A 17,305-nucleotide genomic window follows, 5' to 3' on the forward strand; every position below is an offset into this window, starting at 1 on the left:
GCCGGGAGGGCAGTCGTCAGGCGCACGAAGCGCGTCAAGCCCGCTGCCGCAAGGTAAGCGGGAATCTCCCGGCTTCAGCCGGGAGAGCACTTCAAAAGCTCGCCAACATCAAGGACGTCTTCTACGTCCCGATGCAGCAGCAGATGGGGCTGAGCAACACCGAGATCGGTGCGCTACTGAGCGTGAACTCGATTGTCGCGACAGCGCTGTTCGTGGTCGGAGGGTACCTGGCTGACCGGTTCTCGACCCGCATCCTGATTCCGCTCGGACTGATCGGCGTGGGCGGGCTCGGGCTCTATATGAGCACGTTCCCCGGGTACGGGCAGCTGGTGCCGATCTTCGCGGTGCTGGCCATCGGCTCCGACTGCCTGGTCTGGCCGGCACTGCTCAAGAGCATCCGGCGCCTGGGTGGGCCGGAAGAACAGGGGCGGCTGTTCGGCTTCTTCGAGGGCGGTCGCGGCGTCGTCGACACACTGGTTGCCTCCTCGGCCCTCGGCGTTTTCGCCCTGCTCGGCTCGGGCGCCGCCGGCTTCCGTGCCGCGATCGCCTTCTACGCGCTGATTGACATCGCCGTCGGCGTGCTCCTGTTCTTCCTGTTGCGTGACCAGGGCCCCGAGTCCGCCGTGGATACGCCGCAGAAGAAGCGCGTCGGCCTCAGCGAGATCCTGCATGCCGCCCGGCTGCCGCAGCTGTGGTGGGTCAGTGCAACCGTGTTCATGGCGTACGTCGTGTACTGCGGTCTGACGTACTTCATCCCCTACCTCACGTACGTGTACGGACTGCCGACCGCCCTCGCCGGCGCCTACGGCATCATCAACCAGTATGGCCTCAAGATCCTCGGCGGCCCGCTCGGCGGCGTACTCGTCGACAAGGTCTTCAAGGGGGCCAGCAGGTACCTCCGTCTCGCGTTCTTGTGCCTGATCCCCATCGCAGCGATCATCCTGCTGCTGCCGGCCGGTAGGCAGAACCAGATCCCCGCGATGGCCGCCTGCCTGCTGTTCTCACTGATCATCTTCACGATGCGCGGTGTGTTCTGGGCGCCCATGGACGAGGTCGGCATCCCCAACCAGGTCAGCGGCACCGCGTTCGGCATCGCCTGCCTCGTCGGTTACGCCCCCGGGATGTTCGCCTTCCTCGTGTACGGCGCGATCCTCGATGCCAACCCGGGTGCGGCGGGGTACCACCTGGTGTTCATCCTGATGGCCGCACTCGCACTGGTGGGTGCGGGAGTCGCAACCGGCCTGGCGCGTGTGGCTCGCGCGCATCGTACCGCCGCGGTGCGGGAGGGCTGAGCCCGCTCCGCGCGGGGGGCGACATGGTCGCTCGTCGCACCGGCCGGCCCCATCGAGCCGCCGGCCTTCGCGTCCCGCCGGGACTGGACCAGGACGTCCAGCACGTTCCCGTCCTGGTCGACCGCCCGCCACGGGTACTGCCACTCGCCATTGATCTTGGTGTAGACCTCGTCCAGATGCCACTTGTCCCCGGCCTGCGGTCGGCGGTGGCACAACTGGCGGGCGTACTCGGGACCGAACTTGGCGCACCACTGCCGGATGGCCTCGTGGGAGACGACCACGCCCCGGGCGAACATGAGTTCCTCCACCTCGCGGAAGCGGAGCGGGAAGCGGTGGTAGAGCCATACGCAGTGGGCAATGATCTCCGCCGGGAACCGGAAACCCTTGTACGACGGCGGCGACACGTCCACGAACACGTCCCTCCCGACGACCACCAACCACAAGATCATCCCACCCGCAGACAGGCCACCAACCAAGTTGACAGTGCCTCGACAAAGTCTTTCAACTCCGGTGAGTCCAGCGGGTATGTGAGCCGGGCGATGTTCACCCTGTTCCGCGCCGCGCGCCCCCGTCCGAGCCGCGAGACGCCCCGGACGGGGGCGCGCCCCCCGTGCCGTCGGCCCGCAGCGCCGCCTCCATGACGGCCCGCGCGATCGGCGCCGCGCTGCCGCCCCCGCTGATGTCCGCCCGCTGCGCGGCGGCGTCCTCGACGACCACCGCGACCGCGACCGCCGGCCGGTTCGAGTTCGGCGCCTGTGCCCAGGAGATGAACCAGGCGTACGGGGTGCCGGAGTTGTCGATGCCGTGCTGGGCGGTGCCGGTCTTGCCGCCGACCGTCGCCCCGTAGATCGCGGCATTGGATCCGGTGCCCTGCTCCACGACGTCGATCATCATCTGCCGCAGCTGTGTCGCGGTCCGCGGGCTCATTGCCTGGTGGTAGGAGCGCGGGCGGTTCTGATGGACGGTGGTGCCGCTGCTGGTCGTCGTGCGGTCCACCAGATACGGGTGCTTGAGGTCACCGCCGTTCGCGACGGCCGACGCCACCATGGCCATCTGCAGCGGTGTCGCCGCCGTGTTGAACTGTCCGATCGACGACAGGGCCAGCTGGTCGTTGCTCATATCGGTGTCGAAGTTGCTCTTTGCCACGCCGGACGGGATCTTCAGCCCGGTGTCGTCGAAGCCGAACTTCCGCGCCGCCTTCACCATCCCGTCCAGCCCGACCTCCACCCCCAGATGGGCCATCACGGTGTTGCACGACACCCGGATCGCCTCGGCGAGCGACGCGTACTCGCAGCCGCCGGCCTCATTGGGGAGCGTGGTGCTGGTCCCCGGCAGGACGTACGGGGACGGGGTGTCGGTCTCCGCGTCGGGGTCCTCGACCACACCCGCGTCGAGCGCCGCGGCCGCCGTCACGATCTTGAAGGTGGAGCCGGGCGGATAGGTCTGCCGGATCGCCCGGTTGAGCATCGGCTGGCTCCTCGCCCTGTTGAACTGCCGCCAGGCGTCGGTGACCGACGAACCGGTGCCGGAGAGCCGCTCGGGGTCGTACGAAGGGGTCGAGACCAGCGCCAGGATCTTGCCGGTCGACGGTTCGAGGGCGGCGACCGCACCCCGCCGCCCGCCCAGCCCGGCGTACGCGGCGCGCTGCATGGAGTCCTTGACGGTCGTTGCGACATCGCCGCCGGGCTGCCTGCTTCGGGTGATCTCGTCCCACAGCGGCAGCGGGGCGAGCAGCGGATCGGTGCCGGAGAGGATGTCGTCCTCGGCGTTCTCGATGAGCGTCGTGCCGTACGTCTGCGAGGCGTACCCGGTCACCGGCGCGTACAGCGGCCCGTCGGTGTAGGTGCGCTCGTAGGCGAGCTGCTCGTCCGTGTTCTTGGAGCCGGTGACCGATTTGCCGCCGACCAGGATGTTGCCCCGCGGCTGGTCGTAGCGGGCGATCGTCCCGCGCCGGTTGGCGGGGTTGTCGTCCAGCTCGTCCGCCTGGAAGACCTGGATGCGGGCGGCGTTCAGCAGCAGTGCCATGAGCAGCAGCAGGCAGAACGCGGCGGCCCGCCGGATGTAGCGGATCACGACGGGTCCTCCACGATCGGTGCGATGACCCCGTTCTCCACCTGGTCGGGACGGGGGGTGCGGGCGAGGTCGCTGATCCGGATGAGCAGCGCCACGATGATCCAGTTGGTCACGACGGACGAACCGCCCTGGGCGAGGAACGGCATCGCCATGCCCGTCAGCGGGATCAGCCCCATCACACCGCCCGCGATCACGAAGACCTGGAGGGCCAGGATCGATGCGAGCCCGATCGACAGCAGCCGCCCGAAGGGGTCGCGCAGGGCGAGCCCGGCCCGGTAGCCGCGGGCGACCAGCAGCGCGTACAGCAGGAAGATCGCGGTCAGCCCGGACAGCCCGAGCTCCTCGCCTGCCGTGGCCAGGATGAAGTCGGACTTGGCGGCGAAACCGATGAGGATGGAGTGGCCGAGACCGAGCCCGGTGCCGAGCATCCCGCCCGCGGCGAACGCGAACAGCGACTGGGCGAGCTGGCTCGGTCCCTGGCCCGCGTCGATGGAGGCGAACGGGTTGATCCAGTCCTGCACCCGGCTGTGCACGTGCGGCTCGAGGGAGCCGACGGCGAACGCGCCGACGGCGGCGAGCAGCAGCCCCACCGCGATCCAGCCGGTCCGGCCGGTCGCCACGTACAGCATGATCACGAAGAGGCCGAAGAAGAGCAGCGAGGTTCCCAGATCCCGCTCGAGGACCAGCACCCCGACGCTGAGCAGCCAGATCGCCACGATCGGGCCGAGCACCCGGCCGGTGGGCAGTTGGAGTTTCCAGATCCTGCGGCCCGTGTAGGCGAGCGCGTTGCGGTTCGCGGAGAGGTACGCGGCGAAGAAGACGGCGAGCAGGATCTTGGCGAACTCGCCCGGCTGGAACGACAATCCGCCGATCCGGATCCAGATCTTGGCACCGTTCACCGCGGGGAAGAAGATCGGCACGATCATCAGGACGAGCGATGCGGCGACCGACAGGTATGCGTACCGCTGGAGCACCCGGTGGTCGCGGAGGAAGACGACGACCACGATGAAGAGCGCGACCCCGAGCGTCGACCAGATCAGCTGGGTGGGCGCCGCCTGGTCCTTCGGGGTCTCCAGGTCGAGCCGGTAGATCAGCACCAGCCCCAGACCGTTGAGCAGGACGGCGATGGGGAGCAGCAGCGGATCGGCGTGCGGGGCACGGAAACGGACGGCGAGATGGGCGAGGAGTGCGAGCAGCCCGAGACCGGCACCGTAACCGGCGACATCGGGCGGGATCGCGTGGTCGTGCGCGAGGCCGACGGCGGCGTAGCCGTAGACGGAGATGAGGACGGCTCCGATGAGGAGTGCGAGCTCGACCCCGCGCCGCTTGGGCAGGCGTAGCTGCGGCGGGGGCGCGTCCGTCCTCGTTGCGGTCATGCCACGCAACGTAGCAAGAGGTGCACCATATTCCCCTTATGTCACTTCATTTCCCTTACGTCGCCTCTGTCTGGTCGTCATCGCCGGGCGGTTCGCCGCCGTCGAGTCGTACGTATTCCGGGAGCGTCAGCCGCGCCACCGCCCCGCCGTCCTCCGCGTTGGCGAGGACGAGTTCGGCGCCGATGACCGCCGACTGCCCGACGGCGATGGTCAGTCCGAGCCCGTGGCCCTTGCCGCCTCCCTCGGTGCGGAACCGCTGCGGACCACCGGCCAGCAGATAGTCCGGGAATCCCGGACCGTGATCGCGTACGGTCACCACCGGCCCGTCGACCGTCACGACCACCGGTGGCCGGCCGTGCTGGTGCGCATTGGCGATCAGATTGCCGAGGACCCGCTCGAGCCGCCGCTTGTCGGTCTCGACCCGCACGGGACTTGCCCCGGTTCCGGCTTCCGCCCCCAGGACGCGGACCTCGGTCTCCGTTCCCGAGGCGCCCGCCACTCGCACGGCGAGCGGAGCCAGTTCGTGAACCGCGAGATCGACCTCTTCCGTGCGGGCGTCGAGCCGGGAGATCTCCAGCAGATCCTCCGTCAGCGCCCGCATCGTCCGCACCCGGTCCCGCACCAGTTCGGCCGGGCGGCCCGCCGGCAACAGCTCGGCCGCGGCCGAGAGACCGGTCAGCGGGGTGCGCAGCTCGTGCGCCACGTCGGCGGTGAAGCGCTGCTCGGCCAGCAGTTTGCGCTGGAGCGTGGACGCCATGGTGTCCAGCGCACCGGCGACGATCGCCACCTCGTCCTGCGGGCGCGACGGGTCCGAGGTACGGGGATCGTGGACGCGGGCGTCGAGATCGCCCGCACTGATCCGGCGGGCCACCCGGGCGGTCTGGTGCAGCCGACGGGTGACCCGGGTGACGGCGTACGCGCCGACCAGCAGCGTGGCGCCGATCGCGAGCAGCGAGGAGCCGACGATCGCCCGGTCGAGGCTGTTGATGACGTGGGCGCTCCGGCTGTAATCGATCGCGGTGGCCAGCGCGCGGCCGTCGACCGGGCCTGCCGCCCACATGGTCGGACGCCCGTGGAGGTCGGCGACGAGCGTGCCCTGACGCCCGCTCACGGCGAGGGCGCGCAAGGACGCGGGCAGCCCGGGCGGATCGATGCCGGAACCCGGCGGGAGCGCCTCGCCCGCCTTGTACGCCGCGGTGACATCGCTCAGCCGGGAGAGCGCGTCGGCGCGGGCCTCGTCGACGGCATCCCGGGTCACCGCGGTGTGCACCAGTACGCCCAGCAGCGCGGCGAATGCGCAGCACATCACGGTGATGAACACTGCCGACTTCCAGGCGAGCGTCGCGGTCCACGCGGGCGCGCGCATTCTCCGTCGCCTCATCGCCGCCCCGCGGAGTAGTCGTACGGGGCGGCGGAGGCGGGCGGCAACTGCGGCCAGAGCCGGTCGGGCCCGATGGCGGCCGCGGCCCTTCCGGCACTCTTCAGCTCGCCGCCGGTGCCACAGCCGCCCAGCAGCGTGGCGCCGACGCCGGCCACGAGGGCTTCCTTCGCACGGCGCGTCACCCGGAGATGCGGGCGCATGACTCCCTCCCTTCCCGGACGTCGGGTCATGGGTCCGCCGACCCATGACCCGATGACCTTATGCGGAAGGGAGTCCCTTATGTCTTTTTGCTACCGGTGCAGTCGCGGTTGTGTCAGTGCTGGTAGGGGTTTTGTCCGCCCTGGGCATACCCCGGCTGCTGCTGGGCCTGCCCGAACGGGTTGCCGTCCTGCGATGCCACGTGCTGCGCCAGCAGTTGGTCGGCCTGCTCCTTCGGGATCTTCTGCTCCCCGCCGCAGAACGTGCACTGCGTCGCGTACTTCGTCGAGAACGGGAACAGTGGCACGAAGAACAGCGTGAACTTCGTGACCCGCTTCCGCAGTGTGTGCGCGGCCGGATTGCCGCACCAGCCGCAGACCATCGTCAGAACGGCCAGTTGGTACAGATAGCCGCGCGTACCAAAAATGATCATGCCGTGGGCCCCTTCCCCGTTACTTCGTGAAGCGCTCGCCGGCAGAGCACCAGCAGCTTTTCGTCCTCGTATGTGCCGTGGCTGCCGTACCCGCCGTCCATGGCGTTGTGACGTCGTACGGAGGCGAGTTCGGCGCGCAGCGCATGTGCCGCATCCGACCCTGCACCAGCAACACCCATCAGCGCCAGGTATTCGGCCACCCGGACCCTGACATGACGGTTCATCTCCCAGGCGGCCAGCATGACTGGTACGGACTCCTCGGTCCGTCCCGTCACCTCCCACAGCGCGATCGCCGCGTCCACCCGCAGCCACAGCTCGTCATGGACCAGCAGCGCCCGCAGCCGGGGTGCCGCCACGGACGCGCGCGCACCCAGCCCGCCCAGCGCGCTCACCGCTGCGCGCTGCTCGAGCGCATGCTCCGCCCCCAGCCCCTCGATCAGAACCGGCAGCACGGCCTCCGCGTCCCCCTCGACCGCCCACAGCGCCTGAGAGCCTGTCGGGTGACCTTCGATCGGAGAGCGGACGCGGCGTGGTGCGTGCGATTCCAAGGCGCCGGGATGGCCTCGTAGCGGAGCTACTAGGGCATTTCGGCAACGCCGGAAGCGTGCGTGCCACGCCGCGTCCGCCCGATCAGAGGTCGCCCGACAGGCTCTGAGCCGCTTCCGTCGCCGCCGGGGTCCCGGGGCTGCGGATCAGCGCCCGCAGCTCCGGGACGGCGCACCGGGCGGCCGGGCCGAACGAGCCGAGCGTCCGCAGCGCCGAGGTCCGCAGCCGCTCCCCGCGGTACTCCGGCGCCCCGCGGAGCACGTCGTCCTCGTCGTCGTCCTCGTCCAGATCGATGCCGCCGATGCTGGTGAGCAGCTCGACGATGCTGCCCCGGTCGTGGATCCCCGGATCCACGACCAGCTCGAAGAGGAAGGGAATGCAGGCGAGTGTGCAGTCGTACACATCCCCCTGGTGATGAACGGCCCCGTACATACCGTCCAGCGCCTGTTCGCGCTCCGCCGCATCGGCGGACGCGAGCCCCCGCAGCAGGCCCGGCACGTCGTCGGCAGGCCCGTAGGCATGCTCCATCGAGGCCCAGTCGACCTCGTCGATCCCCGCGAACATGCCGTCGCCTCCCCGCACATTCACGTCTTGCAGTGTCTGCGCAGAGTGTGCACCACGGCCCGGGCGATCCACCCGCCGCATGCAGCCTTTTGCTTGCAGACATGACAACGGCCGGACGCGTGCGCCATCAGGGCAGCGGCCGGGCCCGGTTCGGGTTGATGAGCGGGCCGAGCGGATCCCCGTACCGCGCCAGCCGCCCGGCCATGTCACCGGCCAGAAAGACCAGCTCGGCGGGGCTCCGGCAGTCCTCGATCTCCGCCCAGGTGACGGGCGCGGACACGGTCGGCTCGGCCCTGGCGCGCAGCGTGTACGGGGTGGCGGTCGTCTTCGACGCCGCGTTCTGACTGAAGTCGACAAACACCTTCCCCGGCCGCAGCGCCCGTGTCATCCGGTGCACCACCAGCTCCGGAAGGTCCCGCTCCGCCTCCACCGCCAGCTGTTTCGCGTACGCCGACACCCGATCGGAGGAGGCCGGCTCCAGCGGTACGAGAACATGCAGCCCCTTCGATCCGGCGGTCTTCCCGTACGCGAGCAGCCTGTCCGCCGCCAGCCTTTCGCGCAGCCACCGGGCCACCGCGCAGCACTCCACGACGGTTGCCGGAGCCCCCGGATCGAGGTCGAACACCATTCGGTCGGCGATCCCCGGCCTGTCGGCCTGCCACTGCGGCGTATGGAACTCCACCACCAGGTTCGCCGCCCACATCAGCGACGCCAGATCCTGGATGAGCACCTGCGCGGCCTGCTGCGCCGTATCCCGCGGCACCTCGGCGATCCGTACCCAGGACGGGGTGCCCGGTGGGGGGTTCTTGGTGAAGAACCGCTGCCCGTCCGGCCCGTCCGGATAGCGCAGGAAGGACACCGGCCGGTTGTACAGATGCGCGAGCAGGGCCCCCGCCGCCGTGGCCGCGTAATAGTGCAGCACCTCGCCCTTGGTGGTTCCGGTGGCCGGATACAGAACCTTGTCGAGATTGCTGAGCGCCAGGCGCCGCCCCTCCACCTCGGTGATCGGCGTCATACGATAAGAATCACATGAATTCTTGATCAACAGTGATCTATCGGTATTCCCATGGACAAAGGGGTGAACGGTGAGGTCCATCTGGAACGGCGCGATCTCCTTCGGGCTGGTCAGCATCCCGATCAAGCTGGTCAGCGCCACCGAGAGCCACTCGATCTCCTTCCGCCAGATCCACCTCGCCGACGGCGGCCGGATCCGCTACCGGAAGGTCTGTGAAATCGACGAGCAGGAAGTGACCGCCGCCGAGATCGGCAAGGGGTACGAGGACGCGGACGGCTCGATCATCCCGATCACCGACGAGGACCTCGGCTCGCTCCCGCTTCCCACCGCGAAAACGATCGAGATCGTCGCCTTCGTGCCCGCCACCGAGATCGACCCGCTCCAGATGGACACGGCGTACTACCTCTCCGCCAACGGAGTCCCCGCCGCCAAGCCGTACACGCTGCTGCGCGAGGCCCTGAAGCGGAGCCGGAAGGTGGCCGTCGCCAAGTACGCGCTCCGCGGCCGGGAACGGCTCGGCATGCTGCGCGTCGTCGACGACGTGATCGCGATGCACGGCCTGCTCTGGCCCGACGAGATCCGCGCCACCGACGGTGTGGCCCCGGAGACCGACGTCACGGTCCGCGAAGCCGAACTCGACCTGGCCGACGCCCTGATGGCCACGCTCGGCGAGGTCGACATGGACACCCTCCACGACGACTACCGCGAGGCGGTCGAGGCGCTGATCGCCTCGAAGGCCTCCGGCGAGGCACTCGAACCGGCAGCATCCGGCGACACCGGCGGCGGCAAGGTCATCGACCTCATCGCGGCACTGGAGAACAGCGTCCGGGCGGCGAAGAAAGCCCGCGGCGAGGAGGAGGTGGAGGAGGCGGCGGCGGCGGAATCCGAGAGCGCACCGGTGGCTGAGGTGACGTCGCTCGCCACCCGCAAGAAGAGCGGCGGAACCGGCGCGAAGAAGAAGGCCTCCGCGACCGCCACCCCCCGGAAGGCCGCCGCGAAGAAGTCGACGCCAGGCAGAACCCCGGCGAAGAAGACCGCCGCGCGGTCGACCACGAAGTCGACCGCGAAGACGGCGACGAAGACGGCGACGAAGAAGACCGCGAAGACCACGGACAAGAAGGCAACACCCGGGAAACGCGCCTCGGCCTGACGGGACGCCGGAAGCCGCTGCCGCCGGGACCGGGCGTCCGCGGGGCTGTCACGCAGGACTGCCCCGGAGCCGAAGCCCCGGGGCAGTCATCGCGTCGAGCCCGTGCGTCAGTGCCGGCGGTACGAGTTCACGTATCCGGCTGCCGGAGTCCCGACACCCGTCACGTCGTCGTATCCCTTGACCGCCTTGAGCGAGGCGTCCTTGCCGAGGCTGCGCACCGACGTCAGCACGCCGTCCGCCGCGTCGGAGCCGTTGGCGAAGTCGACCCGGGCGACCGCGAGGTCACGCTTGGCACCCAGCGGGTGGTCGGTGACGTCGTGGTACGTCTTCGAGCCGTACCGGGCGTAGATCGCCGGGTTGGCGAAGCCGAGCGGCCGGCCGTGCTGGGCCTGCTGCGCGAGCGCCTGGACGCCCGCGATGACGGGCGCCGCCAGCGACGTGCCGCCGATGCGGTACTCGTCGTAGCCGACGGAGCCGTCGGGCAGCGTCTGCGTCTGGCCGACCAGGAAGCCGGTGTTCGGGTCGGCGACCGCCGCGATGTCCGGGGCGGTACGCATCCGGGCCTTGCCGTTCGCCTTCGCGAGCGAGTCCGGGACGACACCGCGCTGGTAGAACGGCTGCTTCACGGTCGAGCTGGTGCCGCCGCCCGCGCCCGAGGTGTACGCGCCGGGGAAGCCGGTCCAGCTCTTGCCGTCGGCGGCGAGCGACGCCTTCATCGTGCCCCAGCCGGTCTCCCACTGGTACGAGTCGTGCTTGCCGACGGCCAGTGAGGTGCCGCCGACCGACGTCACCCAGGCCGAGTTGGACGGGACGTCGATCTGCTTCGTGCCGGTGGACGCGACGTTGTCGCCGTCGTCGCCGGAGGAGAAGTAGAAGCCGATGCCCTCGACCGCACCCATCTTGAAGACCTGGTCGTACGCGGCCGCGACGTCCGGGGTCTCGTTGGCCTCGACGTCGCCCCAGGAGTTGGAGACGATGTCGGCGAGCCGGTGGTCGACGATCTTGTTGAGCGAGTCCAGCAGGTCGGCGTCGTAGCAGGACGCGCCGCCCACGTAGACGATGTCGGCGGCGGGCGCGACCGCGTGCACGGCCTCGACGTCGAGGGTCTCCTCGCCGTACCAGCCGGAGGCCCCGCACTCCTCGGTCTTCGTGTAGTCGTCCGGCAGGACCTGGCTGAGCTGCCCGCGCTTGTACGGGGCGTCGCCGTTGCGCTTGGCGTACTCGGCGGCGTCCTTCGCGATGGTCGGCGAGGCGTACGCGTCGGTGATCGCGACGGTCACGCCCTTGCCGGTCCAGCTGCCCGCACCGTACGCGGCGCGCAGCTGCTTGCCGGTGTAGCCCTTGACCGCGTACGGCACCTTGGAGCCGTAGGCGCTCGGCAGTGTCGAGGCCGTCCTGGAGCCGAAGTACGAGGAGAATGGACCGGAGTTGCGGAACACCGCGTCCGGCGGCGGCAGCGTCTCGTCGTGGCTCGACTTGTGCGGCGCGTTGTCCAGACCGGAGACGGCGAGGACGGCGTCGCTCAGTGCGGCCGGGACGGAGGCCGTGGAGGACGGGGCGCGGTAGGTCCGGCTGCCCTTGCGGTAGTTGCGCAGCTGGGTGCTGAACGCCTTCTCGGCCGCGGCGACGTCACCGGTGGCGGAGACGTAGTGCTGATGGGCACCGGTGACGGTCAGCCCGCTGGACTTCAGCCACTGAACGACCTGGTCGATCTGGTGCCGGGTCGCCCCGAAGCGGGCCTGCGCCTCCTTGGCGCTCAGGTACTTCCCGTACGAAGGGGACTTCGGGTCGGACACGGCGGCGGCGTAGGCGGCCAGCCCCTTCGCGTCCCGGCCGGCCAGATGGACACGGATGTTCACCTTGCCGCTGTCGGCGGTGGCCCCCTGGTCGGCCTTGGCCGTGGCCCAGACCGGCTTGGTTCCCTGCAGAGCATCGCGACCGGCGGGTGCGGAGTCCGCGCTGGCGGACGGTATGCCGAGGGCGAGTGCACCGGCGAGCAGCGGCAGTGTCGCTGCCATGCTCAGCCCGGCGCGACGTCTGGCACGACTGGTTCTCATGAAACCCCCTGCGATGTGGTTCTTCGCGTGTGGAGCATGTGCCGGATGATGTGCACATGTAAGCCGCCACTCTGGCGAGGAACCCTTTACGTAAGGGGCATGCGTTCACCAAGAAACTGTCAAGAGGACGTGAGCGAAGGTAAGTTCGAGGTGAAAAGCCGGGAATGCGTGCAACCGGGAGGGCGCTGCTCCGACCGCCTGTGACCGGTTGTCTGCGCGTGTCTCCCCGGAAATCGGCCAGTGCCTCGCGAACGGGACTGCTCCGCCGGACCGCGGGAGAACCTGAGGACGCGCCGGTGCGCAGGACGCCGGCCGAAACGGCAGGGGAACTCTGTGACCACGCAGTCCGCAGGGATTACCGAGAAGAACCCGCAGGCGCAAGGCTGACGGGGTCGGTCGGCGAGGGCAGCCTCAGCCCGTACGAGCTCTCGACGACGTACGTACAACTCGTATACGTATAGCCGGGTGTGATCCGCGACCCGGACGAGTAGCTGTCGACGGCCGCGCTCGCACCCGTGCCGTGCTTGTACAGGAAGTGGTACTCGCCCGCAGGAAGCCGCAACCGCGCCTTCGGATAGTTCCTGCCGCCGGACTTGCAGGCGAGCGACGACCCGCTGACCTCCGAGGTGTACTGCCGGCAGCTGCCGCACCCCCCCAGCGAGACGCGGCCGGTGACCGGACCGGTGTAGAGGATCTCGACGCCGCTCGGGGCGTCGTTGCTGATCACGAGCTCCATCCGGGAACCGCCCGGACTCCCGGACGGCGGCAGTCGCTTGCCCGCCGCGGGCCGGTCGGCGGCGATCTCCGCGGCGATGGCGATGTCCAGGGCGTGCGCCCGCCGCTTGTCGCTCCTGTACGTGGCGGCGAACTCCGTCAGCGTCTTCTGGGCCTCAGTGAACGTCTTGGACGTGAACTGGTCCACCCCGCACGCGTACACGCCGTTCCGGATCCCGGTATCGGCCTCCCCGGCCCGCGCGGAGACCGACGTGTCGGGCAGTGCCATCACGGTCGTCCGGAGCCCGCGCAACGTCTCGGTGGCCGCGCACGGACTGCTGCCGCCCACCGCGCCGACCTGCTCCTTGATCTTCCCGGAGACCGCGGGCCCGACCTTCTTGGCCTGCGCCGATCCGGGGAACGTACGCAGCAGCTCGGCGAGCTCGCCGCCGGACGATCCCACCGCCCGGTCGCCCAGCTTCGACACCCCGCACGTGTACAGCGAGGTGGCCAGCGGGTCGTCGGGCCAGCCGGCCAGGTCGCCCAGGAGCTTCGGGTCGATCGACTGGGGCACGGTCCGCAGATACGCCAGCGGCGCGACCGCCTCGCAGTGCTTCCCCTGACGGTACGGGGCGGCGACCGCCTCGTAGTAGGCGCTCAGCCGGTTCGGTACGAGCTTTCCCGCCCTCGACCCCGCATGCTCCTCACCGAGCTCCCGGTACACGGCGAGCGCGGAACGGTAATCGGCCCGGGCGGCATCGAAGGACCTGCCCGAGGCGGCCTTCACCGTCCGGTCGCCCTCACCCAGCCGGTCGAGCAGGATCTGCTCGACGGCCTCGTCCTGCGCGGAGCCGTAGAACACCACGCCCCCCGCCGGTACCGCCAGCAGCACCAGTCCGACCCCGGCCGCCACCACCGGCCGCCACGATCCGCCGACAGCGGCACGCCGCGCGATCCACGCGCCGTGCACGGCGGCAGCCACCAGGACGACCACATACGCGACGACCAGACCCCCGGACACACCGTCGGGGTCCGCGGGCAGCGCGACCAGCAGCAGCACACCGGTGGCCAGCCAGCACAGAACGGCCCCGCCCCAGCGGCCCACCAGGGTATAGCCGATCCCGAGACCCGAGAGATTGAGCAGCCCCACCGCCGTGGCGCGCAGCGCGGCACCAGCAGGCGGCGGTCCGACGGTCGGCGGACGGGACGGCGGAGGCGGTACCGAAGGAAAGTCTTCCGGCCCGAAAGATGGATCGCCCCAACTCATACCGGCCCCCCAACCGTTGGGCGCGGCACCCCTGACCGCGCCCGGCCCTCCCACCATCCTCGCGGCCACGAAGGGTGTCAATCGGGGCGGAACATCCACGAACGGCCCATCACACAGCTCCCCGGGCCGCCCTCATCAGTAGACTGAGAGGCGCCGCGACTGGCGCGCATCCCGGCAGGGATGATCCGTGGAACCGACCACGAGGAAGCGGCACACTCCGGGCCTGCCCGGAGGCGTCACCGCCGGAGAGCCGTCCGCCTGGGCAATCCGGGTCCACGCCGCAGCCATGCGCCAGACCCGGGAGGATCCCGTGACGACACCCGAGAACCGCCGCCCCGCACTCACCGCCACCGACCCGGAGCTCGCCGCCCTCGTCACCGCGGAGGAGCAGCTCCAGGCCGACACCCTTCGCCTGATCCCCAGTGAGAACTACGTCTCCGCAGCCGTGCTGGAGGCCTCCGGCACGGTGCTTCAGAACAAGTACTCCGAGGGCTACCCCGGCAAGCGGTACTACGAGGGCCAGCAGATCATCGACCAGGTGGAGACGCTGGCCGTCGAACGGGCCACATCCCTCTTCGGCATGGATCACGCCAACGTGCAGCCGTACTCAGGCTCGCCCGCCAACCTCGCGGTGTACCTGGCTTTCCTGCAGCCCGGCGACACCGTGCTCGGCATGTCGCTGCCGATGGGCGGCCACCTCACACACGGCTGGGGCGTCTCCGCGACCGGCACCTGGTTCCGTGGTGTGCAGTACGGCGTTCGCCGCGACACGGGCCGCATCGACCTGGACGAGGTCCGCGACCTGACCCTCGCCGAGCGCCCGAAGGTGATCTTCTGCGGTGGTACGGCAGTGCCCCGGACGATCGACTTCGCCGGCTTCGCCGAGATCGCCCACGAGGTCGGGGCCGTCCTGGTCGCCGACATCGCCCATATCGCCGGCCTGATCGCGGGCGGCGCCCACCCCTCGCCCGCCCCGTACGCCGACGTGGTCTCCACCACCACCCACAAGACCCTGCGCGGTCCGCGCGGAGCGATGCTGCTGAGCCGGGCGGAGCACGCGCGCGCCATCGACCGCGCCGTCTTCCCCGGCCTCCAGGGCGGCCCGCACAACCAGACCACGGCGGCGATCGCGGTGGCCCTCAAGGAAGCCGCGACCCCCGGCTTCAGCGACTACGCCCACCAGGTCGTCGCCAACGCCCGCGCCCTGGGGGAGGAGTTGGTTTCCCGCGGCTTCGACCTGGTCTCCGGCGGCACGGACAACCACCTTCTGCTGATCGACCTCACCGGCAAGGACGTACCCGGCAAGATCGCGGCGAAGGCCCTGGACCGGGCCGGCATCGTCGTCAACTACAACGCCGTCCCGTACGACCCCCGTAAGCCGTTCGACCCGTCCGGCATCCGCATCGGCACCCCGGCCCTGACCTCCCGCGGGATCCCCGCCTCCGAGATGGACAAGGTCGCGGAGTGGATCGACCGCGTGGTCGAGGCGGCCCGCACGGGCGACGAGTCCGTGGTGGAAAAGGTGCGCGCAGAGGTGAGGACCCTGATGGACGCGTACCCGGCGCCGGGGCTGCCGGTGGGCTGATCCGGCACGCGGGGAGCCGGCCGCACGGCAGAGCGGAGTGACCCGCGCGCCCGTGCGGCACGGCTGGCTGGGAGCAGGGGGACACGACCGGGCGCGGTGTGAACGAGTAGCGGACGCGCGAGAGCCCTGCTGAGCACCCGAGTGTGCGGAGCACACGCGGTCGCTCCCCGGTAAGGGGCGGGATCAAACGCCGCCCCACGCCTGCAGCAACTCCGCAGGCCCGTACGTCGCGTCCAGTGCCCCGCAGTCGGTCCCACTGCGCGAGACCGCGACCACCGGCACCGGTTCGGGCGTCAGTGCGGCCCGGTGGCGGTGCAGTGCGGCCAGGTCATGGCGGTCGAAGGGGGAGTTCTCCAGCCACTTCACCGAGCCGACGAACAGCAACTCCTTGACGATCGGGGCCCTGTCCGCCCCCACGATGTCGATCTCCACGTCGTTCGTGCGCGTCCAGTAGCCGCCGATGGCCGGGGCGGCCGGGAGGTTCCCGTCAGGCAGCAGGCGTGCCAGGGCCTCCCGCACCAGGGGCTCGACGGCCCGGCCGCGCCAGCTCGTCCAGTTGTCCCTGATGCGGGTCAGCGTCAGGTCGCCCCGGCCGCGCTCGATCTCCGGGAGGGCCGGGCCGAGCAGTTTCAGCCAGAAACGCAGGTACGGGTCGGCGACCCGGTAGCGGCGGTCCTTCGACGGCCGGGTGGACAGGGGCAGTTCGGCGGCGACCATCCGTTTGTCCATGAGGGCGGTGAGGGACCGTTGCAGCGAGGCGCCGGACAGGCCGCCGGCCGCGCGGGCGATGTTGGAGAACGTCCGCTCGCCGCTTCCGATCGCGGACAGCACCGTACGGGCCTGCAGCTCCTTGGGGAACTCCGCCGCCAGTGATCGCTCGGCCGAGACCAGCAGAGCGGAGACCGGGTCGCTGAGGGCTTCCCCGAGGAAGTCCCACAGGCACGCCCCGTGCTTCCATTCCGTGCAGATGAGCGGCAGGCCGCCTGTGACCAGGGTGGCATCGAAGGCCGACGCGGCGTCGAGGCCGAGCATCCGGCCCACTTCCGCGGGGTTCAGCGGTCCGAGGACCATCTCGCGGCCGCGCTGGTGGAACGGGCGCCCGTAGCTGTTCAGCGCCTCCATCATCGACAGGTCGGACCCGATGAGGACGAGGAGCACAGGCTTGGTCTCCAGCACCCGGTCCCAGGCGCGTTGCAGCACACCCTCGAAGGCGTTGTCCGCGTCCATCAGATACGGCAGTTCGTCCAGGACGACCACGCTCGTCATGTCGTGGGGCAGGGCCGCCGCCAGCACGTCGAACGCGGCGTCCCAGCTCGCCGGCCGGGCTCCGGCCAGGAGGCCCGCCAGTGGCAGGGTCGACGCGTCGGCGTCCCGAGCCAGCCGTTGGAGATCGGCCTCCGGTGATGCCCCCGTGGCGGCGTAGAAGAGGAACGGTGCGCCGGAACGCTCGGCGAAGCGCTCGACCAGCCTGGACTTGCCCACGCGGCGACGGCCTCGCAGCATCACGCATCTGCCGGGGCGCTCCCGGCCGACACCGGCCGCGACCTTGCCCAGTTCGCGCTCAAGCGTGGCCAGCTCGGCCTGCCGCCCCACGAAATCCGCCATGCGCGGCCTCCAGTGACATCCGATGCGAACATTTACGTTACTAACATCA

General features: G+C 70.1%; 12 protein-coding genes and 3 pseudogenes. 3 read left to right on the forward strand and 12 right to left on the reverse strand.

Annotation, left to right across the window (positions count from 1 at the left end; genetic code table 11):
* Window positions 1-1,292, forward strand: a 1,292-nt coding sequence (locus ACGFSA_RS15320) for an MFS transporter (protein ID WP_393304304.1), incomplete at its 5' end; no start/stop codon positions are given.
* A gap of 62 nt (window positions 1,293-1,354) precedes the next feature.
* Here the strand turns inward: ACGFSA_RS15320 and ACGFSA_RS15325 are convergent.
* The 9 genes and pseudogenes from ACGFSA_RS15325 to ligD form a co-directional block, all read right to left on the reverse strand.
* Window positions 1,355-1,741: pseudogene (locus ACGFSA_RS15325) on the reverse strand (IS6 family transposase); the annotation flags it as partial.
* 94 nt (window positions 1,742-1,835) lie between these two features.
* On the reverse strand, window positions 1,836-3,365 hold the full coding sequence (locus tag ACGFSA_RS15330; RefSeq protein ID WP_393304306.1) for a peptidoglycan D,D-transpeptidase FtsI family protein: 1,530 nt from the start codon (window positions 3,363-3,365) through the stop codon (window positions 1,836-1,838).
* A complete protein-coding gene (locus ACGFSA_RS15335; RefSeq protein ID WP_393304308.1) occupies window positions 3,362-4,741 on the reverse strand; it encodes an FtsW/RodA/SpoVE family cell cycle protein in 1,380 nt (459 codons plus the stop codon). Before ACGFSA_RS15335 ends, ACGFSA_RS15330 begins: the two co-directional genes overlap by 4 nt.
* A 55-nt stretch (window positions 4,742-4,796) precedes the next feature.
* Window positions 4,797-6,122, reverse strand: a complete 1,326-nt coding sequence (locus tag ACGFSA_RS15340; RefSeq protein WP_393304310.1) for an ATP-binding protein — start codon at window positions 6,120-6,122, stop codon at window positions 4,797-4,799.
* Window positions 6,119-6,322, reverse strand: a complete 204-nt coding sequence (locus ACGFSA_RS15345; RefSeq protein ID WP_393304312.1) for a hypothetical protein — start codon at window positions 6,320-6,322, stop codon at window positions 6,119-6,121. The genes ACGFSA_RS15340 and ACGFSA_RS15345 overlap by 4 nt, the downstream gene beginning before the upstream one ends.
* 113 nt (window positions 6,323-6,435) lie before the next feature.
* Window positions 6,436-6,753 carry a zinc-ribbon domain-containing protein gene (locus ACGFSA_RS15350; protein WP_366138314.1) on the reverse strand — a complete coding sequence of 106 codons (318 nt, stop codon included), beginning with the start codon at window positions 6,751-6,753 and terminating at the stop codon, window positions 6,436-6,438.
* Window positions 6,750-7,241: pseudogene (locus ACGFSA_RS15355) on the reverse strand (HEAT repeat domain-containing protein); the annotation flags it as partial. The gene ACGFSA_RS15350 and the pseudogene ACGFSA_RS15355, both read right to left, overlap by 4 nt.
* A 331-nt stretch (window positions 7,242-7,572) precedes the next feature.
* A pseudogene (locus ACGFSA_RS15360) lies at window positions 7,573-7,863 on the reverse strand (PBS lyase); the annotation flags it as partial.
* 127 nt (window positions 7,864-7,990) lie between these two features.
* Window positions 7,991-8,878 carry a non-homologous end-joining DNA ligase gene (gene ligD / locus ACGFSA_RS15365; protein WP_393304315.1) on the reverse strand — a complete coding sequence of 296 codons (888 nt, stop codon included), beginning with the start codon at window positions 8,876-8,878 and terminating at the stop codon, window positions 7,991-7,993.
* A gap of 70 nt (window positions 8,879-8,948) precedes the next feature.
* Between ligD and ACGFSA_RS15370 the strand changes: the two genes are divergently transcribed.
* Window positions 8,949-10,028, forward strand: a complete 1,080-nt coding sequence (locus tag ACGFSA_RS15370; protein WP_393304317.1) for a Ku protein — start codon at window positions 8,949-8,951, stop codon at window positions 10,026-10,028.
* A gap of 107 nt (window positions 10,029-10,135) precedes the next feature.
* Here ACGFSA_RS15370 and ACGFSA_RS15375 read toward each other — a convergent pair whose 3' ends face one another.
* Both ACGFSA_RS15375 and ACGFSA_RS15380 read right to left on the reverse strand, forming a co-directional pair.
* Window positions 10,136-12,085: a protease pro-enzyme activation domain-containing protein gene (locus tag ACGFSA_RS15375; RefSeq protein ID WP_393304319.1), complete on the reverse strand. Its 1,950-nt coding sequence runs from the start codon at window positions 12,083-12,085 to the stop codon at window positions 10,136-10,138.
* 355 nt (window positions 12,086-12,440) lie between these two features.
* On the reverse strand, window positions 12,441-14,066 hold the full coding sequence (locus ACGFSA_RS15380; protein ID WP_393304321.1) for a hypothetical protein: 1,626 nt from the start codon (window positions 14,064-14,066) through the stop codon (window positions 12,441-12,443).
* Between the two features lie 286 nt (window positions 14,067-14,352).
* Between ACGFSA_RS15380 and glyA the strand changes: the two genes are divergently transcribed.
* Entirely contained in the window at window positions 14,353-15,651 is a 1,299-nt protein-coding gene (gene glyA / locus ACGFSA_RS15385; RefSeq protein ID WP_393304519.1) for a serine hydroxymethyltransferase, read from the forward strand.
* A gap of 183 nt (window positions 15,652-15,834) precedes the next feature.
* Here glyA and ACGFSA_RS15390 read toward each other — a convergent pair whose 3' ends face one another.
* Complete coding sequence (locus tag ACGFSA_RS15390) at window positions 15,835-17,256, reverse strand: ATP-binding protein (protein ID WP_393304323.1); 1,422 nt, start codon at window positions 17,254-17,256, stop codon at window positions 15,835-15,837.
* Between the last annotated feature and the right edge of the window lie 49 nt (window positions 17,257-17,305).

The organism is Streptomyces sp. NPDC048496 (genome assembly GCF_043200055.1).
In the GTDB taxonomy this organism is placed as follows: Bacteria; Actinomycetota; Actinomycetes; order Streptomycetales; family Streptomycetaceae; genus Streptomyces.